Source organism: Sulfitobacter sp. IGS-18 (genome assembly GCF_059628195.1).
This window is the reverse complement of sequence record NZ_CM184556.1, coordinates 690,737-715,561: the sequence shown is the minus strand read 5'-3', so window position 1 is coordinate 715,561 and position 24,825 is coordinate 690,737. Positions and strand designations below refer to the sequence as shown.

At 63.9% G+C, this 24,825-nt stretch carries 21 protein-coding genes; 11 read left to right on the top strand and 10 right to left on the bottom strand.

The genetic code is table 11. The features are described 5' to 3' along the window. Positions 1-17: 17 nt before the first annotated feature. The 7 genes from ACWNZ3_RS03465 to ACWNZ3_RS03435 all read right to left on the bottom strand — a co-directional run bounded on the left by ACWNZ3_RS03465 (position 18) and on the right by ACWNZ3_RS03435 (position 7,680). Positions 18-788 (bottom strand): oxepin-CoA hydrolase, alternative type, encoded by a 771-nt coding sequence (locus ACWNZ3_RS03465; protein ID WP_496901196.1) that lies wholly within the window; start codon positions 786-788, stop codon positions 18-20. Next, on the bottom strand, positions 785-1,219 hold the full coding sequence (locus ACWNZ3_RS03460; protein WP_496901195.1) for a PaaI family thioesterase: 435 nt from the start codon (positions 1,217-1,219) through the stop codon (positions 785-787). The genes ACWNZ3_RS03465 and ACWNZ3_RS03460 overlap by 4 nt, the downstream gene beginning before the upstream one ends. Next, positions 1,200-2,333 (bottom strand): acyl-CoA dehydrogenase family protein, encoded by a 1,134-nt coding sequence (locus ACWNZ3_RS03455; protein ID WP_496901194.1) that lies wholly within the window; start codon positions 2,331-2,333, stop codon positions 1,200-1,202. The genes ACWNZ3_RS03460 and ACWNZ3_RS03455 overlap by 20 nt, the downstream gene beginning before the upstream one ends. A 3-nt stretch (positions 2,334-2,336) precedes the next feature. Next, positions 2,337-3,530, bottom strand: coding sequence for an acyl-CoA dehydrogenase family protein (locus ACWNZ3_RS03450; RefSeq protein ID WP_496901193.1), 1,194 nt, complete (start codon positions 3,528-3,530; stop codon positions 2,337-2,339). Positions 3,531-3,569: 39 nt separating this feature from the next. Beyond that, positions 3,570-5,660, bottom strand: coding sequence for a 3-hydroxyacyl-CoA dehydrogenase NAD-binding domain-containing protein (locus ACWNZ3_RS03445; protein ID WP_496901192.1), 2,091 nt, complete (start codon positions 5,658-5,660; stop codon positions 3,570-3,572). Between the two features lie 19 nt (positions 5,661-5,679). Continuing rightward, complete coding sequence (locus tag ACWNZ3_RS03440; RefSeq protein ID WP_496901191.1) at positions 5,680-6,615, bottom strand: IclR family transcriptional regulator; 936 nt, start codon at positions 6,613-6,615, stop codon at positions 5,680-5,682. Positions 6,616-7,197: 582 nt separating this feature from the next. Then, positions 7,198-7,680, bottom strand: coding sequence for a class I SAM-dependent methyltransferase (locus ACWNZ3_RS03435; protein ID WP_496901190.1), 483 nt, complete (start codon positions 7,678-7,680; stop codon positions 7,198-7,200). A gap of 147 nt (positions 7,681-7,827) precedes the next feature. Here ACWNZ3_RS03435 and ACWNZ3_RS03430 point away from each other — a divergent pair, with 147 nt between their 5' ends. The 4 genes from ACWNZ3_RS03430 to ACWNZ3_RS03415 are packed head-to-tail and all read left to right on the top strand — an operon-like array spanning position 7,828 to position 13,685. Then, positions 7,828-9,597 (top strand): dipeptide ABC transporter ATP-binding protein, encoded by a 1,770-nt coding sequence (locus ACWNZ3_RS03430; protein ID WP_269365594.1) that lies wholly within the window; start codon positions 7,828-7,830, stop codon positions 9,595-9,597. Beyond that, positions 9,590-11,509, top strand: coding sequence for an ABC transporter substrate-binding protein (locus tag ACWNZ3_RS03425; RefSeq protein ID WP_496901189.1), 1,920 nt, complete (start codon positions 9,590-9,592; stop codon positions 11,507-11,509). Before ACWNZ3_RS03430 ends, ACWNZ3_RS03425 begins: the two co-directional genes overlap by 8 nt. Then, positions 11,506-12,534 (top strand): ABC transporter permease, encoded by a 1,029-nt coding sequence (locus ACWNZ3_RS03420; RefSeq protein ID WP_496901188.1) that lies wholly within the window; start codon positions 11,506-11,508, stop codon positions 12,532-12,534. The genes ACWNZ3_RS03425 and ACWNZ3_RS03420 overlap by 4 nt, the downstream gene beginning before the upstream one ends. Continuing rightward, on the top strand, positions 12,531-13,685 hold the full coding sequence (locus ACWNZ3_RS03415; RefSeq protein WP_269365590.1) for an ABC transporter permease: 1,155 nt from the start codon (positions 12,531-12,533) through the stop codon (positions 13,683-13,685). Before ACWNZ3_RS03420 ends, ACWNZ3_RS03415 begins: the two co-directional genes overlap by 4 nt. A 95-nt stretch (positions 13,686-13,780) precedes the next feature. Here ACWNZ3_RS03415 and ACWNZ3_RS03410 read toward each other — a convergent pair whose 3' ends face one another. Together ACWNZ3_RS03410 and ACWNZ3_RS03405 are read right to left on the bottom strand one after the other, a co-directional pair. Next, the gene (locus ACWNZ3_RS03410) at positions 13,781-14,554 is read right to left on the bottom strand and encodes an MBL fold metallo-hydrolase (RefSeq protein ID WP_496901187.1); all 774 of its coding nucleotides are present in this window, start codon (positions 14,552-14,554) and stop codon (positions 13,781-13,783) included. Between the two features lie 86 nt (positions 14,555-14,640). Continuing rightward, positions 14,641-17,076: a mechanosensitive ion channel family protein gene (locus ACWNZ3_RS03405; protein WP_269367694.1), complete on the bottom strand. Its 2,436-nt coding sequence runs from the start codon at positions 17,074-17,076 to the stop codon at positions 14,641-14,643. A gap of 695 nt (positions 17,077-17,771) precedes the next feature. Between ACWNZ3_RS03405 and ACWNZ3_RS03400 the strand changes: the two genes are divergently transcribed. From ACWNZ3_RS03400 to ACWNZ3_RS03370, 7 genes are read left to right on the top strand one after another with little or no spacing between them, the layout of a single operon-like run. Beyond that, positions 17,772-18,977, top strand: a complete 1,206-nt coding sequence (locus ACWNZ3_RS03400) for a glycosyltransferase family protein (protein WP_496901186.1) — start codon at positions 17,772-17,774, stop codon at positions 18,975-18,977. Next, the gene (locus tag ACWNZ3_RS03395) at positions 18,974-20,215 is read left to right on the top strand and encodes a glycosyltransferase family 4 protein (protein WP_496901185.1); all 1,242 of its coding nucleotides are present in this window, start codon (positions 18,974-18,976) and stop codon (positions 20,213-20,215) included. The genes ACWNZ3_RS03400 and ACWNZ3_RS03395 overlap by 4 nt, the downstream gene beginning before the upstream one ends. Further along, on the top strand, positions 20,212-21,288 hold the full coding sequence (locus ACWNZ3_RS03390; protein WP_496901184.1) for a glycosyltransferase family 4 protein: 1,077 nt from the start codon (positions 20,212-20,214) through the stop codon (positions 21,286-21,288). Before ACWNZ3_RS03395 ends, ACWNZ3_RS03390 begins: the two co-directional genes overlap by 4 nt. After that, the gene (locus ACWNZ3_RS03385) at positions 21,285-21,869 is read left to right on the top strand and encodes a histidine phosphatase family protein (protein WP_496901183.1); all 585 of its coding nucleotides are present in this window, start codon (positions 21,285-21,287) and stop codon (positions 21,867-21,869) included. Before ACWNZ3_RS03390 ends, ACWNZ3_RS03385 begins: the two co-directional genes overlap by 4 nt. After that, entirely contained in the window at positions 21,866-22,999 is a 1,134-nt protein-coding gene (locus ACWNZ3_RS03380) for a glycosyltransferase family protein (RefSeq protein ID WP_496901182.1), read from the top strand. Before ACWNZ3_RS03385 ends, ACWNZ3_RS03380 begins: the two co-directional genes overlap by 4 nt. Next, complete coding sequence (locus ACWNZ3_RS03375) at positions 22,996-23,757, top strand: polysaccharide deacetylase family protein (RefSeq protein WP_496901181.1); 762 nt, start codon at positions 22,996-22,998, stop codon at positions 23,755-23,757. The genes ACWNZ3_RS03380 and ACWNZ3_RS03375 overlap by 4 nt, the downstream gene beginning before the upstream one ends. Beyond that, positions 23,754-24,230 carry a class I SAM-dependent methyltransferase gene (locus tag ACWNZ3_RS03370; protein ID WP_496901180.1) on the top strand — a complete coding sequence of 159 codons (477 nt, stop codon included), beginning with the start codon at positions 23,754-23,756 and terminating at the stop codon, positions 24,228-24,230. Before ACWNZ3_RS03375 ends, ACWNZ3_RS03370 begins: the two co-directional genes overlap by 4 nt. Here the strand turns inward: ACWNZ3_RS03370 and ACWNZ3_RS03365 are convergent. Next, the gene (locus ACWNZ3_RS03365; RefSeq protein WP_496901179.1) at positions 24,227-24,727 is read right to left on the bottom strand and encodes an alkylphosphonate utilization protein; all 501 of its coding nucleotides are present in this window, start codon (positions 24,725-24,727) and stop codon (positions 24,227-24,229) included. The two genes, ACWNZ3_RS03370 and ACWNZ3_RS03365, sit on opposite strands and share 4 nt — an antisense overlap. Positions 24,728-24,825 lie beyond the last annotated feature (98 nt).

The window sequence follows — 24,825 nt, the reverse complement described above, 5'->3', positions numbered from 1 at the left end:
CTCCCCCCCGAAACCGCTCAGCGATAGACGGGTTTGCGTTTTTCCAAGAAGGCCGCAATCCCTTCGGCGGCCTCGTCCTTGCCTGACGCCGCTGCCATTGCGTTGCGTTCGGCATCCAGTTGCTCCGCCTCGGTCGCTTCATAGGCGTCGGCAACCAGACCCCGGATTGTGCTTTGCGCGTCGCGCGGGCCATCGGCCAGCGTGTCTGCCAGCATCATGGCCTCTTCCAGTGCCTTGTCGGGTTTGCTGATGCGGTTGACCGCGCCAAGTTCGGCAAAGCGAAGGGCATTCACCGGGCGGCCCATCAGGCACATCTCCATCGCCAGGGGGCGCGGCAGCATCCGTGCCATGGCAGAGGTCAGCCCGCCATCCGGCACCAGCCCCGCCTTGACATAGGCGGCGGTAAAGCGCGCCTCTTCGGAGGCGACGATCAGGTCGCAGGCCAGCGCGAGGGACAGGCCGGCACCCGCTGCACCGCCCTCCACCGCAGCGATGACCGGGACCGGGCAGGACCGTATCGCGCGGATCAGATCGTGCAGCCCGTCAATTTTCTCGCGGCGTTCCGCCTCGGGCAGGCCGCGCCGTTCGATCAGGACGTTCAGATCCCCCCCAGCGCAGAAAAACGGACCTTCGGAGGCGAGGATAACCGTGCGAATGCGCCGGTCATGCGCCTGTTTCACCGCCTCAAGGATGCAGTCGTAAAGCTCGGGGCTGAGCGCCCCGCGTTTGGCGGTGTTGCCATTCCAGACAATCAGGCGGTCGCCCTTGTCCTCCAGCCGTGCGCTCATTTCAGTTTCTCCTCGGGAACCCGTTTGAAGACCCCCGATGCGGTGGCGATCAGACGGTCGTTTTCATCCACCAGATCGGCAGCGATGAACAGCGTGCTGCGCCCGCCGCCCACGACACGGCCCGTGGCGGTGACACGGGTGCCTGCCCGCGCCGGTGCGACGAACTGCACATTCATGGAAATCGTCAGGAATGGCGCCTTGCCGGTGGCATCGACCGTCAGTGATCCGGTGGTCCCACAGGCGTTGTCGAGCACCGCCGTGGCGATGCCCCCGTGCAGCACATTGTGCCGGTTGGTGTGCTGCGGCCCGATGTCCAGCCAGACCCGCCCCCGACCGTCCGGGTCGCTGACATCGACGACATAGCCGATCAATGTCTGCGTCCCGGTCTCGTTCTCGATCAGATGTGCGGTCTCAGGCAGCGGAGAGGGCAATGAAACGCTCCAGATGGTGGTCGGTGTCACCAAAGCGGTGGTCCGCCATGACGATCCGCTTGGCGATATGGGCCAGCTCATATTCCTGGGTCATGGCAATGCCGCCGTGCATCTGGATCGAATCCTCTGCCACCAGACGGCCCGCCCGGCCCATCAGGTTCTTGGCCGCCGAGACATGGCTTTCGCGAACCGAACGGTCCGATTCCAGATGCCCCGCCGCGTTGATCACGGCAGAGCGCGCCTGCTCCATCTCGATCAGCAGGTCGGACATGCGGTGCGCCAGCGCCTGAAAGGTGCCAATGGGGCGGCCGAATTGCTTGCGCGTTCCCAGGTAATCCTTGGTCAGCCGGGTCGCGGTCTCCATCGCGCCCAGGGTTTCGGCGACCTGTGCCACGGATGCCGCTGCCACCCGCGCCTCGATGGCGTCAAAGGCCTTGCCGGCCGCGCCAAGACGGGTAGAGACAGGGATTTTCACATTGTCCAGCATCACCTCGGCGGCGCGGCCCCCGGCCAGCAGGGCATAGCCCTGAATGGTGACACCCTTGGTATCCACAGGGACCAGAAACAACGAGATGCCGTCGTTGTCGCCCGGCTCCCCGCTTTCGCGGGCCGAGACGACCAGCATGTCGGCCGCTTCGGCATTCACCACGACAGCCTTGTGACCGTTCAGCACGATGTCGTCGCCATCGGGTTTTGCCGTGGTTTGCACGCGGTTCAGGTCATAGCGGCTGGTCGGTTCGCCATGGGCGAAGGCCAGTTGCAGGCTGCCCGCGATGATCTCTTCCACATGGGCCTGCTGGTCGTCGTTGCCCAGATCGGCGATCAGGCCACCGGCCAGCACGGCGGTATCAAGGAAAGGCTCCACCACACCCGCGCGGCCCAGTTCCTCGAACACCGTGGTAAGGTCAAAGCCCTTGCCGCCGAAACCGCCCTGCTCTTCGGTGAAAAGCGCACCGATCACACCCAGTTCGGCCAGTTCGGCCCAGATCGCGGCACTGTAGCCCGCGTCACTTTCGATGATCTTGTTGCGCGTAGCAGTGTCGTATTTCTCGCGCAGGTAGCGGCGCAGGGTGTCCTGCAGCATCTGGCGTTCTTCAGTCAGCTCGAAATTCATCTGTTATCCTCCCATCGTGACCTTGGCGATGATGCCACGCTGGATTTCGTTGGAGCCGCCAAAGATCGACAGCTTGCGGTTGTTGAAATACTGCGCGGCCACAGGGCCCGCGGACAGCGGATCGGGCAGGCCCGCGTTGGAGCCTTCGATCGCTTCGGAAGCGAAGGGCATCGCATAGGCCCCGGCAGCGCGCCGCGCGAGGTCGTTGATCTCCTGCCGGATGATCGTGCCCTTGACCTTGAGCATGGAGGATTCCACCCCCGGCGCCGTGCCCGCCGCCGCCTTGGAGATGATGCGCAGGTTGGTGGTGGACATGGCCTGCAGGTCGATTTCCACCTGAGCCAGACGCGCCGCGAAATGCGGGTTCTGGATCAGGGGCTTGCCGCCTGCCATCTCGGCCTTGGCGAGACGCTTGACCGCTGTGAGGCCGGCCTGCGAGAATCCGACGCCCGCGATATTCGTCCGCTCGTGGGTCAGCAGGTACTTGGCATAGGTCCAGCCCTTGTTCTCTTCTCCCACAAGGTTTTCGACAGGCACTTTCACATCCGTGAACCAGACCTCGTTCACCTCGGCCCCGCCGTCCAGCAGGACAATCGGGCGCACTTCGATACCCGGCGTGTCCATGTCGATCAGCAGGAACGAGATGCCTTCCTGTTGCTTGACCTCCTTGTCCGTGCGCACCAGGCAGAAGATCATGTTGGCGTGCTGGCCCAGCGTGGTCCAGGTTTTCTGACCGTTCACGATGTAGTGGTCGCCGTCGCGGACCGCCGTGGTCTTGAGCGAGGCGAGGTCGGAGCCGGCGCCCGGCTCGGAATAGCCCTGACACCACCAGTCATCGCCGTTCAGGATGCGCGGCAGCCAATGGTCCTGCTGTTCCTTAGAGCCGAACTTCTGCAGCACGGGCGCCAGCATCGACAGGCCAAAGGGCACGATGCGTGGCGCGTGGTGGGCGGCGGCCTCTTCCTCGAAGATGTGGCGCTGCACGGCGTTCCATTCGGCCCCGCCGAACTTCTTGGGCCAGTTCGGTGCCAGCCAGCCCTGTTCGTTCAGGATGGCATGCCAGCGTTCGATGTCGGCCTTGCCCAGCTCACCGCCATAGCGCACCTTGTCGCTCAGCTCCTTGGGCAATTTGTCTTTCAAAAACGTGCGGACTTCCTCGCGGAAGGCTTTCTCTTCTTCGGAATAGCTCAGATCCATGTCGGTGCTCCTATCGTGAATTCGCCTGGTGGATGGGGGTCAGTTGGCCTTGTTCAGGTCGTCGAATGTACGGCCCTCGGCCACAAGTTCCTGAAGCAGCGGTGCGGGTTGCCAGAACCAAGCATCCTCCTGCGCATAGCCTTCGATGTCGGCCAGCACCTTGTCCAGCCCCTGAATATCCGCCCATTTCATCGGTCCCCCCCAATAGCGTGGAAAGCCGTAGCCGAAGAGCAGAACCATATCGACGTCCAGAGGACGCCGCGCGATGCCTTCGCCAACAACCTTGGCCGCTTCGTTCACCATGGCACACATGTAGCGCCGCACAATCTCTTCGTCGGAGAAATCACGTGGCGTAATTCCGCGCTCTGCCTGTTCCTCCGCGACCAGTGCAGCGATCTTGGGGTTCGGCGTGCCGCCGCGCTTGCCCTTTTCGTAGATGTAATAGCCTTCGCCGGTCTTCTGGCCGAAATGACCCTCTTCGCAGAGCCGGTCGATATAGGTCGGCACACGTTCCGCCGGGTGGCGGTGCGGCGCCTTGCGCTTGCGCGTGGCCCAGCCGATGTCGAGCCCGGCAAGGTCGGCCACGGCAAAGGGGCCCATGGCAAAGCCGAAGTCGGTCAGTGCCTTGTCGATCTGGTAGGGCGATGCGCCGTCCAGCACCATATAGTCCGCCGCGGTGCGGTAGACCGCCAGAATACGGTTGCCGATGAAACCGTCGCAGACGCCCGCGCGCACGCTGATCTTGCCCAGTGCCTTGCCCAGCGCAAAACCGGTGGCAACGACATCCGGCGCGGTCTTTTCCGCCACCACGACCTCAAGCAGTTTCATGACATGTGCGGGCGAGAAGAAATGCAGGCCGATCACGTCTTCGGGCCGCGAGGTGGCGGCGGCAATTTCGTCCACATCCAGATAGGAGGTGTTGGAGGCCAGCACGCAGCCCGGCTTGCACACGGCGTCGAGCTTGCCGAAAACCTCGCGTTTCACGCCCATGTCCTCGAACACCGCCTCGACCACCAGATCGACGTCGCGCAGGCTGTCGTAGTTGATCGACACCTCCAGCCCGGTGGTCATCATCGCTTCGAATTTGTTCTGGGAAATCTTGCCGCGTTTCAGCGCGCCCTGAAGATTGCCACCGATGCGGTCCCGCGCGGCATCCGCTGCCCCCTGCTTCATCTCGATCAGGATGACATTCAGGCCGGCCAACAGGGCAGCAGTGGCAATGCCTGCCCCCATCGTCCCACCGCCGATGACGCCAATGGATTGCAGGGCGCGCGGCTCCACTCCCTTGAGTTCCGGCAGGTTGCCCACGGCGCGTTCGTTGAAAAAGGCATGAATCATGCCCTTGCGCTGGTCGGTTTGCATCAGGTCCATGAAATGCGCCCGCTCGCGTTTCATTCCTTCAGCAAAGGGTTGCTCGGCGCTGTCCTGCACCGCGCGCACGGCGGTGGCAGGGCTGATCTGGCCCCGGCCCTTTTTCAGCACCGCGTCATAGGTGGCATCCCAGTCGATGGGGTCCGGGCCGGGCAGTTCGCTGACCGGGCGGCGCGGCGCATTGGCGCTGAGAAGCTCGCGCGCATAGGCAAGGCCCACCGCTTCGGGATCACCTTCGGCCACGCGGTCGATCAGGCCCATTTCCTGCGCCTCTGCCGCCTTGATCTGACGACCGGAGGTGATCATCTCGATCGCCTTTTCCGCCCCCGTCAGACGTGGCACGCGCTGGGTTCCGCCCGCGCCGGGGATCAGGCCCAGATGCACCTCGGGCAGGCCCACCCGCGCGTCGGGCTGGGCGATGCGGTAATGCGCGCCCAGCGCCACCTCAAGCCCGCCGCCCAGCGACACCCCGTGCATGGAGGCCACCACCAGCAGCGGCGATCCTTCGATCCTTGTGCAAAGATCCGGCAGGAAGGGTTCCTGCGGGGGTTTGCCGAATTCGGTGATGTCGGCACCCGCGATGAAGGCGCGCCCCTCACCCACGATCAGGACCGCCCTGACGCCTTCCTCGGCCTCGGCCCGGTCCATGGCGTCGGACAGCCCCTGGCGCACGGCCTGTGACAGCGCGTTGACAGGGGGATTCCGGATGCGCAGGACGGCGATGTCGTCGTGGCGGGAATAGTCGATCTTGTCGGTCATTTCAGGTCTCCTTGAAGTCTCAGCCGCGCCGTATCAGCGCAGCAGCATGTCCGGTGTTCTGCTCAAGCGCGCGCACGGTATCGCGCAGGGCGGGGCCGACCTCTGCCAGCATGCGGTGCGTCGGCAGGTCAGCAGGTGATGCGCCACAGGTAAAGGCAACGGATTCACCAAATTCATTCGCGAAATAGGGTACGCTCACCGCGTTGACAGTACCTGTGTAGCGCAGGTCGCGCGGGGTGATGACAAATCCCTGCCCCAGCAGCTGGTCGTAGCCCTGCCTGCGAAAGGACACCAGGGTGTCGGCGTTTTCAAGCCCCGCGAACCTGTCGTCATCCATCGAGGCCAGCACTGCCATGCCGGAGGAGGAGCCGTACATCGGAATGCGGTAGCCTGGATCCAGCCAGATGGTCGATTTCCCTTCGGGCCGCCAGGTTTTTGCCAGCAGCATCCGCGCACCGTCGCGCACGGCTATCAGCGCCAGCGTGCCGGTCCGGTCCGCGAGCGCCTGCATCTGTTCCGAGGCATGATCGACAAAGCCGACGGAAAGCCCCGCAACAGACCCAAGGGCCACGGCGGCCGGGCCCAGGCGGAACCGGTCGTTGCGCCCGCCATGGACGAGATAGCCCAGTTCGCACAGCGTATAGGTCAGCCGCGAGATCGTCGGCTTGGGCAATCCGGTACGTTTGGCGATTTCTGCATGGGTCAGCCCGTTGTCGCTGGCACGAAAGGCCCGCAACACGCCAAGGCCCCGGGCAAGCGTGTTGGCAAACTTGCGGTCGGTGGTCCCGGATTCTGTCTGACCGGATGTCATTTGCACGGACATGCCCCCGCGCTGATGCGAGATGGCCGCAGGCAGGCAACGGCAACGGCGACCAAGCGGGTCACCCCCGGCCTGCGCGGTCTCAGCGGTGCGGGCAATTCCGGCAAAGCAATCCTCCCCATTGCTGTTTCGCATTGCAAAACACTGTTTCGCAAAATTCATCGGAACATAGGTTCACGATTTCAAAGGCACAAGACCAAAAACAAAGGTATGGGCAAGGACGGGGCGTCATCCTGGGTCTGCCCATGCCGGGAGCCTGGAGACTTGCCTCTGAGCGGGTCAGATTGTGGCCCACCCTTTCAGATGCCGGGCAAGCCGGTTTGTGTCAGAGTGCTGTCGCCGGGCGGGGATGCTTTTGGGCATTGGCATCGCCAAACGGAACGGCGGGAAAGCGCCGGTTCAGGTCGGAAACACCTGGCAGTTGAGTTCGCTTCGTTCCTCCGCATCACAGCGAAGATTCAGAAAACCCGTCGCATCGAATGAAACATGCAGCGCTTTCAACCCTCCTGTGATGACATGTCATTTTTGACATGTCATCACAGGAGGGTCTTCTGGATGCACGGTCCCATTGGCCCCATCGGCCGTATTGGCGACACAGGCAACATCGGCAACATGTATACGACTGGCGGGGATCATCCTTACCGCAAGTAAATCGACACCGGAACAGATCCTGTTTCGGATCAACGGCCTTACGCCCGACCGGGGAGCAGCCAGCCCCTAGCCGTAGATGAAACACCGCCCCGGCACCGCCTCTGGCGGCAATTCCTGCTCCTGCAAACGCTCGAAATACATCCGGTCCGATGACACCATCAGGCCACCCGGCGCCAGAAGCGGCTCGATCAGGGGCGAGACAAGCCGCGCGAAAGCATCGTTCTTGGACAGGTTGTGACCGCCCAGATCGGCATGAATCAGCGCCACCGTCGGCCCGAACCGCGCAAGCGCCTCAACCAGCGTTTCGCGCACATCGCCCAGAATCAGCATCTCGTCGGCCGGTGTGCTGTCAGGATGGGCGGCAACGGCCCGCTCAAACACAAAGATGTCGCGGCCCGGCATCGTCTCGCGCATGTGATGATAGGTGCGGCCATTGCCCAGCCCCAGTTCGAACACTGGTCCGGGGAAGTCGGCAGTCCGCGCGGCGGCGTGATCCAGACAGGCGCGCTGCGACAACATCCGGTTGATAAAGACATCTAGGCGGCTCATGCGGTACTCCTGTAACATTTCCGGCCCTACATGGCGCAGGTGCAGCACAAAGTGAAGCATTGACGCCTGACGCCGCGCGCCTCTGGACCTGTGGCGCGGAATAGGCTTCACTTCAAGTTCTGTACTCTTGGCCCCGACAGGAACCCGATGACCTCACTGCTCGATGTTGACGCACTTACGATCGGCTTTGGCATGGCCCCGCCGGTGGTCAGCAACGTGAGCTTTTCGGTACACGCGGGCGAGACACTTGCGCTGGTCGGCGAAAGCGGATCGGGCAAGACGCTTTCCTGCCGCGCGATCCTGCGCATCCTGCCGGAGACGGCGCAGGTCCGGGGCGGCGGGATCACGTTCAATCAGCCTGACGGGGCGACCGACCTGCTGACCTGTTCCAGCAGGCAAATGCGGCGCATCCGGGGCAACCGGATCGCGATGATCTTTCAGGAGCCGATGCGCTCGCTGTCACCGCTGCACCGGCTGGGCAATCAGGTCGGCGAGGTGTTGCGGATTCACCGCAATCTCGGCGGCGCCGAGACAAAGCGCCGGGTCCTGGCCCAATTCGAGAAAGTCGGCTTTGCAGATCCTGAACGGGCATGGCGGAGCTATCCCTTCGAGATGTCGGGCGGGATGCGTCAGCGCGCCATGATCGCCATGGCCATGGTTGCCGAACCGGAGCTGTTGATCGCGGATGAACCCACCACCGCGCTGGACGTCACGACGCAGGCGCAGGTTCTGGGGCTGATCCGCAGCTTGCAGAAGGATACCGGCATGGCCGTCATCCTGGTAACCCATGATCTGGGCGTTGTGGCCAATATGGCGCAGCAGGTCGTGGTCATGAACAAGGGCCGTGTCATGGAAAGCGGCGGCGCCAGCGGCATTCTGGGGGCGCCTGCACATGGCTACACGAAAAAGCTCTTTGCCGCCGCGCCGATGATCCCGGAGGTCGCGCAACCCGCGCGGGCACTGGATCGCAAGGACATCATTCTCGACCTCAGGAACGTGTCCAAGACCTATACCATGCGGGCCGGGGGCTGGCGCAAACCGGTACAGATCGCGGCCTGCCGGGACGTGAACCTGCAGGTGGTGCGCGGCAAAACACTGGCCGTGGTGGGCGAAAGCGGCTCGGGCAAGACGACCTGCGCGCGCATCGCCCTTGGCGCGGAACGCCCCGATCCCGGCGGAGAGGTGCTGTTTGCCCCGGACCGGGACGATGCGCCGCTGCCCGTGCACGACATGACGCGCGCCCAGCGCACCGCCTTTCAGCGTCAGGCGCAGATGGTGTTCCAGGATCCCTATTCCTCCCTTTCCCCCCGCATGCGGGTGCAAAGCGCGATGATCGAGCCGATGCAGATCCACAACATCGGCAGCCGCGCGGAGCAGCTTGAAAAAGCGGCGGAAATGCTGCGCTGGGTCGGGCTGGACCCGGACATGCTGCGCCGCTATCCGCATGCGTTTTCCGGTGGTCAGCGACAGCGCCTGTCAATCGCCCGGGCGCTGACCCTCGATCCCAGGCTGCTGATCTGTGACGAGCCGACCTCGGCGCTGGATGTTTCCGTGCAGGATCAGATCCTGACCCTGCTCGAAGACATCCGCGACCGTGCCGCGCTGAGCTATCTGTTCATCAGCCACGATCTGGCCGTGGTCGCGCGGATCGCCGATGAGGTCGCGGTGATGCGCGCCGGGGTGATCGTGGAACAGGCGCCGCCCGAAACGCTGTTCTACAACCCCTGCCACCCCTACACCCGGGCCCTGATCGCCGCACAGCCGGAACCGGACCTTTCGCGCCCCATCGACCTTGCCCTGGTCGCAAAAGGCGCCGGATCACCGGCAAGCTGGCCGGACCGGTTCCGCTTTGAAGGCGCTGACGCACCCATCCTGCGCGAGCTGGATCCCGGACATCTGGTGAGGTGCCATGTTTAGGTGCATCGCCCTCTGCCTCGCCCTGATCACGGGCCTCTCCGCCTCTGCCCAACAGATGCCGGCGCCTCAGGAAAGCTCCTTCTGGCAGATGGAGATCAACCAGGGCCACCTGCCCCCGATTGCAGAGCGTTTGCCGGAAACGCCGCTGATCGTCGATCTGCCCGCCAAGGGGCGCAGCTTTGGCAGGCAGGGTGGCACCCTGCGCACCATGGTCTCGCGTGCCAAGGACGTGCGCCAGATGGTGGTGTATGGCTATGCCCGCCTGGTCGGCTATGACACCAACTACGAACTTTACCCCGACATCCTGCGCGACATCGAGATCGAGGAAGACCGCAGGTTCACCATGCATCTGCGCCCCGGCCACCGCTGGTCCGACGGCGCGCCCTTCACGTCGGAAGATTTCCGCTATTGGTGGGAATATGTCGTGAACAATGAAAAGATCACGCCAACCGGGCCGCCGGAGTTCATGTATGTCGACGGCGTCCTGGGCAGCGTGACCTTTCCCGATGCCTATACGGTGGTATTCGAATGGCCCACCGCCAATGCAAACTTCCTGCCGTTGCTGGCACAGGCGGCCCCGCCGTTCATCTATCGGCCTGCACATTACCTGAGACAGTTTCACGGCGACCTCGCGGATCCCGCCGCGCTGAAACTGGAAACCCGCAAGGCGCGGGTCAAGAGCTGGGCCGCGCTGCACAACCGTCGTGACAGCATGTACAAGTTCGACAACCCGCAGCAGCCGACCCTGCAGCCCTGGATCAACGCCAGCGGCACCACCTCGCGGCAGGTTTTCGTGCGCAACCCCTATTATCACAGGATCGACGCCCGGGGGGTCCAGTTGCCCTATATCGACATTGTCGAGATGAGCATCGTGGGCGGCGGGCTGGTTGCGGCCAAGGCCAACGCGGGCGAGGCAGACCTTCAGGCGCGCGGCCTCGATTTCCCGGACATTTCGATCCTCAAGAAGGGCGAATCCGACGGCGGCAACTACCGCACGCTGCTCTGGGGCAACGGGGCGGCCAGCCAGATCGCGATCTACCCCAACCTCAACTTCAACGATCCCGTCTGGCGCGGGGTGATGCGCGATGTGCGGTTCCGCCGGGCGCTCAGCATGGGCATCGACCGGCATATGATCAACCGCGCCCTCTATTTCGGCCTGGCGCTGGAGGGCGGCATGACCGCCCTGTCATCCAGCCCCCTGTTCAACCGCGCCGATCTGTCGATGTGGGCTACCATGGACATCGACGCGGCCAATGGACTGCTGGACGAGATGGGCCTGACCGACCGTACTCCGGACGGGCTGCGCAAATTACCGGACGGGCGGCCAATGGAGTTCATCGTGGAAACGGCAGGCGAACGGCAAGAGGTCGAGAATGCCCTGGCCATCGTCACGGACACCTGGCGCGACCTCGGGATCAAACTGGTGATGCGCCCGCTTGACCGCGACATCCTGCGCAACCGTGTTTATGCCGGAGTGTCGATGTCGGCGGTCTGGTTCGGCTGGGACAACGGGCTGCCCTCCGCCTCGACCTCGCCGATGTATCTTGCCCCCACCAACCAGGAATTCTTTGCCTGGCCAAAGTGGGGCCAGTACTTCCAGTCGGGGGGCGAGGTCGGCGAAGCCCCGGATCTGCCGGAGGCGAAACGCCTGCTGGCGCTGTCGGACCAATGGAACCATACCTTCGACCGGGATGAACGCCGCGCCATCTGGGCTGAGATGCTGGACATCCACGCAGAGCAGCAATTCGCGATTGGCATCCTGTCCGAAGCCCCGCAGCCCGTGGTGGTCAACAAGCGGCTGCGCAACGTGCCCGAGACGGCGATCTGGGCGTTTGAACCCGGCGCGCATTTCGGCGTCCACCGCATCGACGAATTCTACTTTGAAGATGCCCTGCAACAGGTGACGCAATGACCTTTCTCAAATACGCGGTCTATCGCTTTTTCACCATGCTGCTGACGCTCTGGATCGTGTCGATCCTTGTCTTCACCATCATCAACCTGCCGCCCGGCGATTACCTGTCCAACCAGATTGCCGAGCTGCGTGCCACCGGTCAGGCCGAAGGTGTGGCCAAGGCCGAATTCCTGCGCACCGAATATGCGCTGGACCGGCCGATCTGGGAACAATACCTGATCTGGGTCGGCTTTGCCCCCGGCCCCAACGGGTTCTCCGGGCTGATCCAGGGCGATTTCGGCTGGTCCTTCGAATTCGACCGGCCGGTCGGGGAAATCGTGGGGGATGCGCTCTGGCTGACCGTGCTGGTCAATCTCGCCGCCGTGCTCTTTGTCTATGTGGTCGCCCTGCCGCTGGGCGTGCTGGCCGCTGCCGAGGCAGAGACATGGATGGATTACACCGCCGGATTCGTGGGATATCTTGGCCTTGCCACACCCAACTTCCTGTTGGCGCTGATCCTGTTCTACTATGGGCACAAGTATTTCGACATTCCCATCGGCGGCCTGATGGACGCCAGTTTCGAGGGCGAACCGCTGAGCTGGGCCAAGGTCAAATCCATGGCCACCCATCTGATCGTGCCCACTTTCGTCATCGGCACTGCGGGGGCGGCGGCGATGATGCAGCGCCTGCGCGCAAACATGCTGGACGAGCTCAGCAAACCCTATGTGGAGACCGCCCGCGCCAAGGGGCTGGCACCGGCGCGCCTGTTGGCCAAATATCCCCTGCGGATGGCCTTCAACCCCTTTGTCGCGGACATCGGCAACCTGCTGCCGGCCATGGTCTCCGGCTCAGTGCTGGTGTCGGTCGTCCTGGCCCTGCCGACCATCGGCCCTGCCCTGCTGGCCGCGCTGAAAAGCCAGGATCAGTTCCTTGCCGCCTTCGTGCTGATGTTCGTGGCTCTGCTGACACTGGTCGGCACGATGATCTCGGACATGTTGCTGGTGCTGCTCGATCCGCGCATCCGCTACGGGAGCCGTGACACATGAGCATTCAGCCGGACAACCGTTATGTCGATGCAGAAGCCTGGTCCGATGACACCGACATCAGCGCCCCCGAACGCGCGGACATGGATGCGCCGGCCTGGCTGCTGACCTGGCGCAAGTTCAAACGCCACCGGATCGGGCTGATATCGGGCATTTTCCTGCTGTTGTGCTATCTGATGCTGCCCATTGCCGGTTTCATCTCCCCCTATACCCCTAATCAGCGCAGCGCCGACTATCTCTATGCGCCGCCGCAAAGCGTCAACCTGTGGCACGAGGGGTCGTTTGTGGGGCCTTACGTCTATCCGATCACGGCAGAGGCCGATCTGGTCAATTTCCGCTGGACCTATACCACCGACACATCCACCCCGATGCCGCTGGAATTTTTCTGCGAAGGGGCGGATTACAACCTCTTCGGCCTGATCCCCTCCGACACCCATCTGTTCTGTGCGCCGCCGGGGGCCACGATCTTTCTCTGGGGGTCAGACAGGCTGGGCCGGGACGTGTTCAGTCGTATCCTCTATGGCGCGCAACTGTCGCTGACGGTCGGGCTGATCGGCATCACCGTCTCCTTCCTGCTTGGCATCACCTTCGGGGCGCTTGCGGGTTACTTTGGCGGGCGCACCGACTGGATCATCAACCGGGCCATCGAAATCCTGCGCTCCCTGCCGGAACTGCCGCTCTGGCTCGCCCTCTCGGCGGCGGTGCCTTCCAACTGGAGCCCGGTCGCGGTCTTTTTCATCATCTCGATCATTCTCGGCATCCTGGACTGGCCCGGCCTCGCCCGGGCGGTGCGGTCGAAATTCCTGTCGCTGCGCGAGGAGGAATTCGTGAAAGCGGCGGAAATGATGGGGGCCAGACCGGCGCGGATCATCAGCAGGCATCTGCTGCCGAACTTCATGTCGCATCTGATCGCCAGCGCAACCCTGTCGATCCCGGCAATGATCCTGGGTGAGACGGCGCTGAGCTTCCTCGGCCTCGGCCTGCGCGCCCCGGCCGTCAGCTGGGGCGTCATGCTGAACGACGCCCAGAACCTGGCCAGCATCGAAATCTACTGGTGGACGGCCATCCCCATGCTGCCCATCATCATCGTTGTCCTGGCATTCAACTTCCTGGGCGACGGCCTGCGGGCATCGCTCGACCCCTACAAGGGGTGAAAGCCAACGTTTTTATCCTCAAAATACCTCCGGGGAGCGCGAGGGGCAGCGCCCCTCGCCCCGGTCGGAGGGGCGTCAGCCCATTCGAAAGCAGATCAATCGTACCACTTGCCCATCTTCACCTCGACATCCGTGCCCACACGTTTGGCGAAAGCTTCCGGATCCTGGGTGCCGCCGTCCCGACCGCGGTAGTGGTAGGGATAGACATATGTCGGCGCAAATTCGGACACCGCCGATGCCGCGGCATTCACGTCCATGGTGAAGGGCAGGTTCATGCAGACAAAGGCGAGGTCGATGTCCGACAGCTGCCGCATCTCGGGAATGTCTTCGGTATCGCCAGAGATATAGACCCGGAACTTGTCGAAGTTCAGCACATATCCGTTGTCGCGGCCTTCGGGGTGAAAATTCTTGCGCACTTCGGTCATGTTGTAGGCCGGGATCGCTTCGATGTTCATCCCGGCAAACTGCGCCATTTCCGCGTTGGCCACAGCCGTTGCCTTGCCCTTCAGGTCATCGGGCAACATGTCAAAGACGGCCGGGTTGGTGATCAGTTGGGTGCTCTCCCCCACCAGGGCGGACAGGGTTTCTGCGTTGTAATGGTCCCCGTGTTCGTGGGTGATCAATACCAGATCCGCGGGCGGGAAATCCGCGTATTGTGCCGCATCGCCCACCGGGTCGACGTAAATCGTGCCCTTGGGCGTCTCCATGACAAAGGAGGCATGGGAGACCGGATGCACGGTGATGGGGCCCGCTTCGGTGTCGAAGGTATCGCCCGCATGGGCTGCGGCACGCGCGGCATAGGGCAAAAGCGTGACAACCCCGGCTGTCGCAGCGGTGGTGACAAGGAAATGGCGACGTGTCTGTGACATTGTGATCCTCCTTCTGGGTTAAGCAGGAGATAGGCGGCTGCCCCCCTTTGTCAAAACCGGGGGAGCGTAAATTCGGCGTCGCGCTCCTAACGGTCATCCCCCATGTCTGCGGCGTCCCCCATGTCCTCTTCCTCGATATGGGCATGTGCCGCCGCGGTGACCGCCTTGCGGTCTTCTTCGCTCAGGTTCTCGACCTTGCCATCGGCCAGGCGCACGGTCACTTCGCGGTGGGCGAATTTGATGCCTTCGCGTTCGAACAGGGCGCGAATGTCCTCATAGACCTTCTTGCGCACCAGCCATTGATCCCCGGGCTTGGTCATGAACTTGACCCGGATGATCATGGCGCTGTCCTGCATCTCGATCACGCCCTGGGATTTCAGGGGCTGGATGAAGTTGTCCCCGATCACCGGGTCATCCAGCAGTTCCTGCCCCAGTTTCTTGATCAGCTTGCGGACCTTTTCCACATCGGTGTCATAGGTCACCCGCAGTGGCAGTTTCATCATCACCCAATCGCGGGAATAATTGGTGATCACCTGCAGTTCGCCAAAGGGAATCGTGTGCAGCGCGCCCAGATGATGGCGCAGCTGGAAGGACCGGACGGAGATCTTTTCGACCGTGCCCTTGACCTCGCCCACGTCCAGATACTCGCCCTTGCGAAAGGCGTCGTCGAACAGAAAGAACGCCCCGGCAAAGATGTCGCGCACCAGCGCCTGGGAGCCAAAGCCGATCGCCACCCCGACGATCCCGGCACCGGCAAACAGGGGCCCGACATTGATCCCCAGCTCCATCAGCACGATCAGCAGCAGCGTCACCACCACGAGGATCAGGATGAAGTTGCGAAACAGCGGCAACAGGGTCGCAAGCCGGCTTGCGGAAGACCCGCCGCCCTCATCGCCCAGTTCGACTTCCTTTTCATCCCCGGTTTCCTCGGCGATCTTGTTGTCGATCCAGATCCGGAAGGCGTGATAGACCACGTAACCGACAAAGATGATCACCAGGATGTCGAGAAACCGGTCGGCATAGCTTTCGACCATCTGCGCGCCGTCGTTGTCCCAGATGTAGAAAAACGCATAGGCCCCCGCGACAAAGGCAAGAATGCCGGCAACCCGCCCGGCAAGACCTTCGAAGGTGTTCAGCCGGTGGCGCGGTATCAGGCCCATGCGCGCCTCTTCCTCGGCCACGGCGGCACGGGTATCGGCCAGTTCCTCGCTCAGCCGCGCCGCTTCAACTTCGGAGATTTCGGACTGCGCTTCCAGTGCGGCCGCCAGCTCGGCCTCCTGGGTTTCTTCCTCGGCCAGCTTTTCGTTCATGCGGCGCATCGCGCGGGCGCGGGCGAAACTGCGTTCGATCAGATAGTTGATCACACCGTAAACCACGATGATCGACATCATGATGCCGTAGGCCCCCGCGATCAGCGGAATGGAGGACGGGTTCCCAAGGACCAGATCAGCGGTCAGTTCGAGCCAGGCGAAGATGACGTAAACAATCATCCCCGGCGCCCATGCACGCGACAGGAACCGCACGAGGAAACTGCATTCCTCCAGAGATTTCCCGTTCCGCAAAGCGAGGCTGACTGCGCGGCGGTTGATCAGGACCATCAGGATGTTCATCAGGACGATACCCGCCGACATCATCGCACTGAGAAAGGCATAGACCTCGTAGTTCAGGCCCAGCTCACCGATCCAGATGCCGAAAAGAATCGCGCAGATGTCCAGGACGGCCAGGATCCATATCCACCTGTGCAGCCGTTTTGCGTCGCGGTCGCTGAAATGCGGGATCCGGTATTGGCTCAGAAAGGGCGAAAGGATCATCCGCCAGATCCCCGCAACCAGGCGGCATGCAAAATAGCCGATATTGATCAGGCTGACGGTGAATTGCATCGCCGTGTCTTCCAGGGTGCCAAAGATCGCGAACCCCAGGATGTAGGCCACCAGCATCGAAACCAGGATACCCACGACGCCGACGGCAAAGCGCATGACGAGGAAGGGCATTTTTTCCACATAGCCCTGCGGGTTTTCCATCACGCGGGAGGTAACAAATCCCTTCGCGATCCGTCTGCCAAACACATATCGTTCGAACAGCGACCCGACCGCAAACAGGGCAAGGCACAACAGCAATGTCTTGCCAAAGGCCCAAATGGTGCCATCCGGGCTGGCCGCGCGCAGGATATAGGCGACTTCGTTGAAGGCGGCAGGCAGCAGTAACAGCCGGTCTACAAGGGCGGCCCGGAGCTGCATCGCCCGGTCCTGTGCGGCCATCAGCGGTGATTTCCCTGCCGGCTGCTCTGCCGTGGTTTCCGCAGCCTCGGTGGTGCCCTGGGTCAGCAGGTTGCCCTCGGTGTCGATCACCACCACGCCCACACCATTTTCGGCGGCCTGCCGGATGATCCGGTCGATGTTTTCCTCGCTCGCGGAGGGGGCAGCCTTTTCCTTGCTCAGCAGCGGCCCCAGCCCCTGCGCCTGCGCATCGGGGGCGGCCAGGCAGATCATCAAGGCCATGATGAGAAAGGTAAGATAGCGCATGATGGCCCCCAAATTCAATTTTACTACGTTAGGCTCTGGACCCAATAATTCTATATACACAGTTTGACAGATTTTTTCGCAGACAAGAAGCATCTGCGCAGGAATAGTGGTTCTATTCCAAGCAGATGCGCCGCCTCCTCTCGGGACATTGCTGCGCAATGCCCTGCCGGGCAATGGGCTGCGGGAAAATCCGTCAAACCCGTCACGCCGAAGGCGTGCCAACATGACATGGCGCTCCTTCGGAGCGACGGGCGGCGATTTCACTTCATTTCAACGTCTTGGGCCGCTTGCAAATAGAACCACTATTGGCTGCACGCCCCAAACCATTGAAATTTCGTGAAATCGCCGCTGAGCATATAGAATTATTGGGTCCAGAGCCTAAGTCAGGCGACACACCATTGCAATCGCCGCCCCGGTGCGGCAGGGCCTCGGGCCAAATATCAGTGCAGATGTTTTACAAGCCCATATAACTTGTGCCATATCGGAATGCAGGCGCCACGGGCTGCCACACTAGAACCGGAAAGACCGCCCATGATGCACCCTGCCTGCTTCAGCCGCCCAATGCGCAGCCAGACCAGCCAGCGCCCCGTCCAGATGACAGACCCGGTGAACCGGGAAAGCAGTTTCCCAGAACAAGCGGGAAATCGGGCTGCGTCCTGATGCGATCAGGACCGGCACCGCTGCACATGGAACGCATGACCCACACCGTCACGATGGCCCGCAAGGCAACGTCGCGCAGGATCATGTTCTACAGTCATGACACCTTCGGGCTGGGCCATTTGCGCCGGTCCCGCGCGCTGGCCACCGCCCTGACAAAGGGCGATGACAAGGCTTCCGCGATCATCCTGACCGGATCGCCCGTCGCAGGGCGATTTACCTTTCCCGAACGGGTCGATCATATCCGCCTGCCGGGTGTCACGAAACTCCCGGACGGGTCTTATGTCAGCCAGACGCTTGGCATGGACATCGACCAGACAACGTCATTGCGGGCGGGGCTGATCCAGACCTCGGTCGAGCAATACCAGCCGGACCTGCTGATCGTGGACAAGGAACCAACCGGCTTTCGCGGCGAGCTGCTGCCGACGCTGGAGTGGCTGCATGCCAAGGGGAACATACCCTGCGTCCTTGGGCTACGGGATGTGCTGGACGAACCGGAGGTCATCGGGGCCGAATGGGCACGCAAGGGCGCGATCGAGGCAACAGAGCGGTTTTATGACGAGATCTGGGTCTATGGCGCACGCGATGTCTATGACCCGACCGAGGGGCTTCACCTGTCGGAGGCCGCCCGCGCGCGGTTGCACTGGACCGGCTATCTGCGCCGCACTGTCACTGACGCCTCCGAGGTGCCGGACAGGCCCTATATCCTGATCACCCCCGGTGGCGGCGGCGACGGGGCCACCATGGTGTCGCTGGTTCTTGAAGCCTATGAAAACGACCCCTCCCTGGGGCCGGACGCGGTGCTGGTCTACGGCCCCTTCCTGTCTGGCGAAGTGCGCGCGGCTTTCGACGCACGGGTGGCCAAACTGGGCGGGCGCGTCATCGCGACGGGATTCGACAGCCGGATCGAGGCGCTTTTTGCCCGGGCCGAAGGTGTGATCTGCATGGGCGGCTACAATACCTTTTGCGAGGTGCTCTCCTTTGACAAGCCGGCGGTGATCGTGCCGCGCACCAAACCCCGGCTGGAGCAGTGGATCAGGGCGAGCCGTGCGGAACAGCGCGGGCTGGTGCGGATGCTGGATGAAACCCGCGACGGGATGACCGCCGAGTCGATGATCGCGGCCATCCGCAACCTGCCGCGGCAGGGCAAGCCATCGGAAGCCGGGGCAGACGGGCTGCTGGAAGGTCTGGATGTCGTGGTGGCGCGGGCCCGTGCCCTGATGGCCGGGGAGAACAGCAAATGAACGTCGGAAAGCTGGCTGTCGTGGTCAAGGGCTGGCCGCGCCTGTCAGAGACGTTTATCGCGCAGGAACTGGTCGCGCTGGAAGAGGCCGGTCTGCAGTTTGACATCTGGTCACTGCGGCATCCGACCGATCACAAGACGCATCCGCTGCATGACCGCCTGCAGGCCCAGGTGCGCTATCTGCCGGAATACCTGCGCGATGAACCCGCCCGGGTGGCCCGCGCGATGGGTGCTGCGGCCGACATGCCCGGCTTTGACGCGGCCGCTGCCGCCTATGCTGCCGATCTGAACCGTGACGACACGCCCAACCGCCGCCGCCGCTGGGGGCAGGCCTGCGTGATGGCGCATGAACTGCCGCAGGATGTGGCGGGCCTTTATGCGCATTTCCTGCATACGCCCTCCTCTGTCGCGCGCTATGCGGCCATTCTGCGGGGGCTGCCCTGGTCCTTCTCCGCCCATGCAAAGGACATCTGGACCTCGCCGGATTGGGAATTGCGCGAAAAACTGTCAGGCCGGCATCACGGTGCCGCCTTTGGCGCGACCTGCACCGCCTTTGGGGCGGCGCATCTTCAAGGGCTGGCCGATACGCCCGAGCGGGTCGATCTGGTGTATCACGGGTTGGACCTCGCACGGTTCCCTGCCCCACCAGAGCGGAAACTGCGCAAACCGGGTGACCCGTTCCAGATGATGTCAGTGGGGCGGCTGGTCGAGAAAAAGGGTTTTGACAACCTGATTGACGCGCTGGCCCTCTTGCCCGCCACCCTCGACTGGCACTGGACCCATATCGGCGGCGGGGCGCTGGACGCGCAGATGCGCGCGCGCGCCGAAGCGCATGGGATCAGCGACCGCATCACCTGGCGCGGGGCCTGCGACCAGCCCGAGGTGATCGCGGCGATGCGCGCCGCCGATCTCTTTGTCCTGCCCTCGCGCATCGCGTCGGATGGCGACCGCGACGGTCTGCCCAACGTGTTGATGGAGGCGGCCAGCCAGAAGCTGCCGATCCTCAGCACGCCGGTCTCTGCCATCCCCGAATTCATCGACACCGGTGTGCATGGCGTGCTGAGCGATGACGCACCGGCGACCCTGGCCGAGGCCATGGCCGATTTCGCCGCAGACCCGGTGCGGGCGGCACAGATGGCCGATGCCGCCGTTGCACGGCTGACCTCGGATTTCCTGATGCAACCGGGGATCGCACATCTGAAAAAGCGCCTTGTGGCGATGCTCGCGCCGGCAAGATGATGCGGCTGGCGTTCTATGCTCCCCTGAAACCGCCTGACCACCCCACGCCCTCCGGTGACCGGGCAATGGCGCGGGGGCTGATGACGGCGCTTGAAAGGACTGGCGCTGAGGTAACCCTTGCCAGCACCCTGCGCAGCAGGGACGGCAGCGGAGACACCGCACTGCAAGCCAGTTTGTTTGTGCAGGCAGAGGAGCAGATCGCGCGCCTGATCCCGCAGGGCCGCCGGGAGCGTTGGCAGGCCTGGGTCAGCTACCACAATTACTACAAGGCCCCCGACCTGATCGGCCCCGCTGTCGCAGGGGCATTGGGCATTCCTTATCTGCAGGTCGAATCCACCCGTGCGCGCAAGCGGTTGGCGGGCCCCTGGGCCGATTTCGCAGCCGCTGCAGAATCGGCGGCAGGTGCCGCAGCGGTGATTTTCTACGTGACGGCCCGTGACGCCGAAACCCTGCGCCGCGACGCACCGACCGGGCAACACCTGATCCACCTGCGCCCGTTCCTGTGCCGCGACACATTGCCAGATGCCGCAGCTTTGAGTGGTCCGATGCTGAGCGTCGGCATGATGCGCGCGGGGGACAAGCTGGCCTCCTACCGCATCATCACGGAAACCCTGACGCTGCTGGAAGGCGACTGGGCGCTGGAGATCGCAGGCGATGGTCCGGCGCGCGCGGAGGTGGCGGCGCTGATGGCACCTTTTGGTGACAAGGTACGCATTCTCGGTGCGCTGACGGAAGATGCGCTGCAGGGCGCCTACGCCCGTGCATCCCTGCTGTTCTGGCCCGGCGTGAACGAGGCTTTTGGCCTGACCTATCTCGAAGCGCAGGCGGTGGGCCTGCCGGTCGTGGCACAGGACCGTCCCGGCGTCCGCGACGTGCTGGCACCGGGCATATACCCCGCCCCCGGGGCCGGGGCAGCCGCCCTGGCCCATCGGCTGACGGAATTGCTGGCAAAGCCTGAGCTTCGCCAGGCCGCCGGAACCGCCGCAAGGGACCACATTGCAGCCCACCACCTGCTGCCCGCCGCGACGCAATGCCTGCGCAGGGGCCTGTCCGCTGCGGGGGTGGCGGCATGAGCCGCCTTGCCCTCTTGCGCCACGGCCACACGGAATGGAACCGCGCGGGCCGCATTCAGGGCCGCACCGACATCCCGCTTGATCCCGAAGCACGGGCGCAACTGGCGCTGCTGTCCTTGCCGGCCCCCTGGGACCGCGCCGCGATCTGGTCCAGCCCCCTGCGCCGCGCGGCAGAAACGGCACAATTGGTCAGTGGCCGTGCCCCGACAACCGACCCGGCCCTGACCGAAATGGACTGGGGCAGCTGGGAGGGGCAAAAACGCCCCGACCTGCATGCCGACCCGGATTGCGACTATCGCCCGATTGAAGACTGGGGCTGGCACTATGCCCCGCCCGGCGGCGAAAGCCCCGCCAAGGTCCGCGCGCGCCTGCTGCCCTGGGCAGAGGCGCTGACGGGAGATGCGGTGGCAGTTTGCCATATCGGCGTGATGCGGGTGCTGCTGGCCCATGCCCATGGCTGGGATTTCGACGGTCCTGCCCCCTTTGCGGTGAAGCGCAACAGGCTCTACATCATCGACATAGACCCCTCCGGCTGGCGCCCCCGCGCCGAGCCGCTGCGCCTGACGGAGACGGCACCATGAAGGTGATGATTGTCGTAACCCACCTGCTGGGCACCGGGCACCTGTCCCGTGCACTGACCCTTGCGCGGGCGTTCCGGCAGGCAGGCCACAGGATCAGCCTGGTGTCGGGCGGGATGCCTGCGCCGCATCTGCAGGACGCCGATATTCCCCTGCACCAACTGCCGCCAGTGCGCTCTGACGGCGTCGACTTCACCCGTTTGCTGGACATGCAGGGCGATGTGGTGACCGACAGCGCGCTGTCCCGGCGTCAGGCCGCCCTGCTGGATCATTTCCACGCCGAGGCCCCGGATGTGCTGATCACCGAGCTCTTTCCCTTTGGCCGCCGCATCCTGCGCGAGGAATTCCGCGCCTTGCTGAGTGCGGCACGCGGGAGCGCCGGCAAGCCGCTGATCTGCGCCTCCATCCGCGACATCCTCGCGCCGCCGTCGAAACCCAGGAAGGCCGCGTTCGCGGATGATATGATCGACACCTATTATGACGCGGTGCTTGTGCATTCGGATGCGGCGATAACGCCGCTGAGCCTCAGCTGGCCGGTATCTGAGGTGCTGCAACCCAGGCTCAGATACACCGGGTTCGTGGCCCCGCCCCCTGCCCCGGCACATCCCCAAAGTGCCGGCGCGGAAGAGGTGATCGTCAGCGCGGGGGGCGGCGACGTGGGCGCGGAGATTTTCGCCGCCGCGCTGCAAGCCGCCAGACGGGACCCCGACAGGCAATGGCGGCTGCTGCTGGGCGGAGCCAAGGCAGCGGAACGCGGCGCGCAGATGGACGCGCCCGCCAATGTGGTGATCGAACCCGCGCGTCCGGATTTTCGCCAGATGCTGCACCACGCGGCGGCCTCTGTCTCCATGTGCGGCTATAACACTGCGCTGGATGTCTTGCAGACCGGCTGCCGGGCGGTCTTCATCCCCTTCGATGCGGGCAGCGAGGTGGAACAGGGCATCCGCGCCGAGGCGCTTGCCAAACGCCCCGGCATTGCAGTGGTGCGCAGCGCCGATCTGACGGCAGAGACCCTGCTGCAGGCGCTGCTTGAGGTCAGCGCAGGCCCGCGCCCCGCCGCGCTGCATCAGGGGCTGGACGGGGCGGCGCGCACGGTCGAGATCGTGTCAGAGATGCAAGGGGCGCAGTCATGAGCCCCGATTGGTCCCCCCTGAACGATGAGCTGGCCATCTGGCGGGCCGAGGGCCGGGATTTGCCGCTTTGGTGGCGGGATGACGACGCGACGGAGCCGACGGCAGCGCTGGAGCAACTCCTGCACCTGGCGGAAGCGCTGGGGATGCCGGTGCACCTTGCCGTGATTCCGCAACCTGCCACAGCGGCACTGGCAAAGGTCATCGGCACCAGCGCCCATGCGACGGCGCTGGTGCATGGATGGGCCCATCTGAACCATGCGCCCGAGGGGCAGAAGAAGGCCGAGTTTGGCCATGCCCGCCCGGATGCGGCCGAACAGGCGCAGGCGGGGCTGGACCGCCTGCGCGGCCTTCTTGGCGCAAAGCTGTTCGAGATGTTCGTGCCGCCCTGGAACCGCATCGACCCCGCCCTCATCCCGCGCCTGCCCGATCTGGGCTATCGCGCGCTTTCGACCTATACTCCCCGCCCCGCCCGCGAGGCGGCACCCGGGCTGGTGCAGATCAACACCCATATGGATCCGATCCGCTGGCGTGGCGGCGGCGGGCTGGTCGATCCGGACAGCCAGATTACCGCCCTCCTCCGGCACCTGCAGGACCGCCGCAGGGGCCGCGCGGATGCGGCCGAGCCGCTGGGCTTTCTCACGCACCACCTGGTGCATGACCCCGCGATCTGGGACTTTACCCGCGCCTGCCTGTCGACCCTGCTTGCGGGCGGCGCCAGACCTGTGAACCTCATCTCCCTGAAAGGACCCCTGCCATGAGCCGTCTTGAATCCATGCGCCGCCGCCTGACCGCCCAGATCGACGGCATCAACTGGGCCGCAGGGCAGATCGAAGGGCTGGAGGGCGATGTGCTGGAACTGGGTCTGGGCAACGGGCGCACCTATGATCACCTGCGCGAAGTCCTGCCCGGCCGGCGCATCTGGGTGATCGACCGCGAGATGAACGCCCATCCCTCCTGCGTGCCCCCGGCGGAGAATTTCCTGCAAGGGGATGCCGACCGGATGCTGATGCAGATGGCCCGGAGCGGGACAAAGCTGGCGCTGGTGCATTACGAGCTGGGCATCGGTGTGGCCGAGAAGGACGCCGCCAAGAGCCGCGCCATGAGCCCCCTGATCGCGCCGCTGATGGTGCCGGGCGGGCTGGTCATCTCGCAGGATCCGCTGGAGGGGTTCGAGCGCATCGCAGGGCCGGAGACGGTGGCAGGGGACAGATACCTGTTTTACCGGGTCTAACGCTTTTTCACGAATTCCGTCAGGATCACGATGCGCTGCCCCTCGACCCGGCCTTCGATATGGGCGGGGTTGTCGGGCACCAGCGAGATTCGATGGACGGCCGTGCCTCGTTTGGCGGTAAAGCCCGCGCCCTTCACGTTCAGATCCTTGATCAGCACCACGGTATCTCCGGTGGCAAGCGGCACGCCGTTGCTGTCCTTGTGGTCTGTCCCTTGCGGCACGTTATCGGCCCATGCGCGTGTCTCGTCATCAAGGTAAAGCTGTTCGGCGAGGTCACGCGCCCAGTCCGTATCCAGCCGCTTGAGGATGCGCGCGGCCAGAACCTGCAGCGCCGGGTCCTCTGACCACATGGTGGAAGCCAGCGGGCGGAAATGATCGGGCGGCGTGTCCGGGTCCGCACAGGCGGCGCAGATCTCGACGGAGGCACCATCGGGGCCGCCGGGGACAGGCGTTTCGATAAGTAGGGTGTTTTCGGTGGTACAGAGCGGACATGTCATGGGGATGGTGTAAGTTTCGCCGGTCGGGGGTGCAATTGAATTGTGTCATTGAAGGGGACTGCCGCGCCCGAACCGAGGGGCGGGGATCAAGCGAAGCG

Bases quoted from the DNA above. Each gene is read 5' to 3' on its own strand.
- ACWNZ3_RS03465 (WP_496901196.1), bottom strand. From the start codon at position 788: ATGAGCGCACGGCTGGAGGACAAGGGCGACCGCCTGATTGTCTGGAAT.
- ACWNZ3_RS03455 (WP_496901194.1), bottom strand. From the start codon at position 2,333: ATGAATTTCGAGCTGACTGAAGAACGCCAGATGCTGCAGGACACCCTG.
- ACWNZ3_RS03450 (WP_496901193.1), bottom strand. From the start codon at position 3,530: ATGGATCTGAGCTATTCCGAAGAAGAGAAAGCCTTCCGCGAGGAAGTC.
- ACWNZ3_RS03445 (WP_496901192.1), bottom strand. From the start codon at position 5,660: ATGACCGACAAGATCGACTATTCCCGCCACGACGACATCGCCGTCCTG.
- ACWNZ3_RS03440 (WP_496901191.1), bottom strand. From the start codon at position 6,615: ATGCGAAACAGCAATGGGGAGGATTGCTTTGCCGGAATTGCCCGCACC.
- ACWNZ3_RS03435 (WP_496901190.1), bottom strand. From the start codon at position 7,680: ATGAGCCGCCTAGATGTCTTTATCAACCGGATGTTGTCGCAGCGCGCC.
- ACWNZ3_RS03430 (WP_269365594.1), top strand. From the start codon at position 7,828: ATGACCTCACTGCTCGATGTTGACGCACTTACGATCGGCTTTGGCATG.
- ACWNZ3_RS03425 (WP_496901189.1), top strand. From the start codon at position 9,590: ATGTTTAGGTGCATCGCCCTCTGCCTCGCCCTGATCACGGGCCTCTCC.
- ACWNZ3_RS03420 (WP_496901188.1), top strand. From the start codon at position 11,506: ATGACCTTTCTCAAATACGCGGTCTATCGCTTTTTCACCATGCTGCTG.
- ACWNZ3_RS03415 (WP_269365590.1), top strand. From the start codon at position 12,531: ATGAGCATTCAGCCGGACAACCGTTATGTCGATGCAGAAGCCTGGTCC.
- ACWNZ3_RS03410 (WP_496901187.1), bottom strand. From the start codon at position 14,554: ATGTCACAGACACGTCGCCATTTCCTTGTCACCACCGCTGCGACAGCC.
- ACWNZ3_RS03405 (WP_269367694.1), bottom strand. From the start codon at position 17,076: ATGCGCTATCTTACCTTTCTCATCATGGCCTTGATGATCTGCCTGGCC.
- ACWNZ3_RS03400 (WP_496901186.1), top strand. From the start codon at position 17,772: ATGACCCACACCGTCACGATGGCCCGCAAGGCAACGTCGCGCAGGATC.
- ACWNZ3_RS03395 (WP_496901185.1), top strand. From the start codon at position 18,974: ATGAACGTCGGAAAGCTGGCTGTCGTGGTCAAGGGCTGGCCGCGCCTG.
- ACWNZ3_RS03390 (WP_496901184.1), top strand. From the start codon at position 20,212: ATGATGCGGCTGGCGTTCTATGCTCCCCTGAAACCGCCTGACCACCCC.
- ACWNZ3_RS03385 (WP_496901183.1), top strand. From the start codon at position 21,285: ATGAGCCGCCTTGCCCTCTTGCGCCACGGCCACACGGAATGGAACCGC.
- ACWNZ3_RS03380 (WP_496901182.1), top strand. From the start codon at position 21,866: ATGAAGGTGATGATTGTCGTAACCCACCTGCTGGGCACCGGGCACCTG.
- ACWNZ3_RS03375 (WP_496901181.1), top strand. From the start codon at position 22,996: ATGAGCCCCGATTGGTCCCCCCTGAACGATGAGCTGGCCATCTGGCGG.
- ACWNZ3_RS03370 (WP_496901180.1), top strand. From the start codon at position 23,754: ATGAGCCGTCTTGAATCCATGCGCCGCCGCCTGACCGCCCAGATCGAC.
- ACWNZ3_RS03365 (WP_496901179.1), bottom strand. From the start codon at position 24,727: ATGACATGTCCGCTCTGTACCACCGAAAACACCCTACTTATCGAAACG.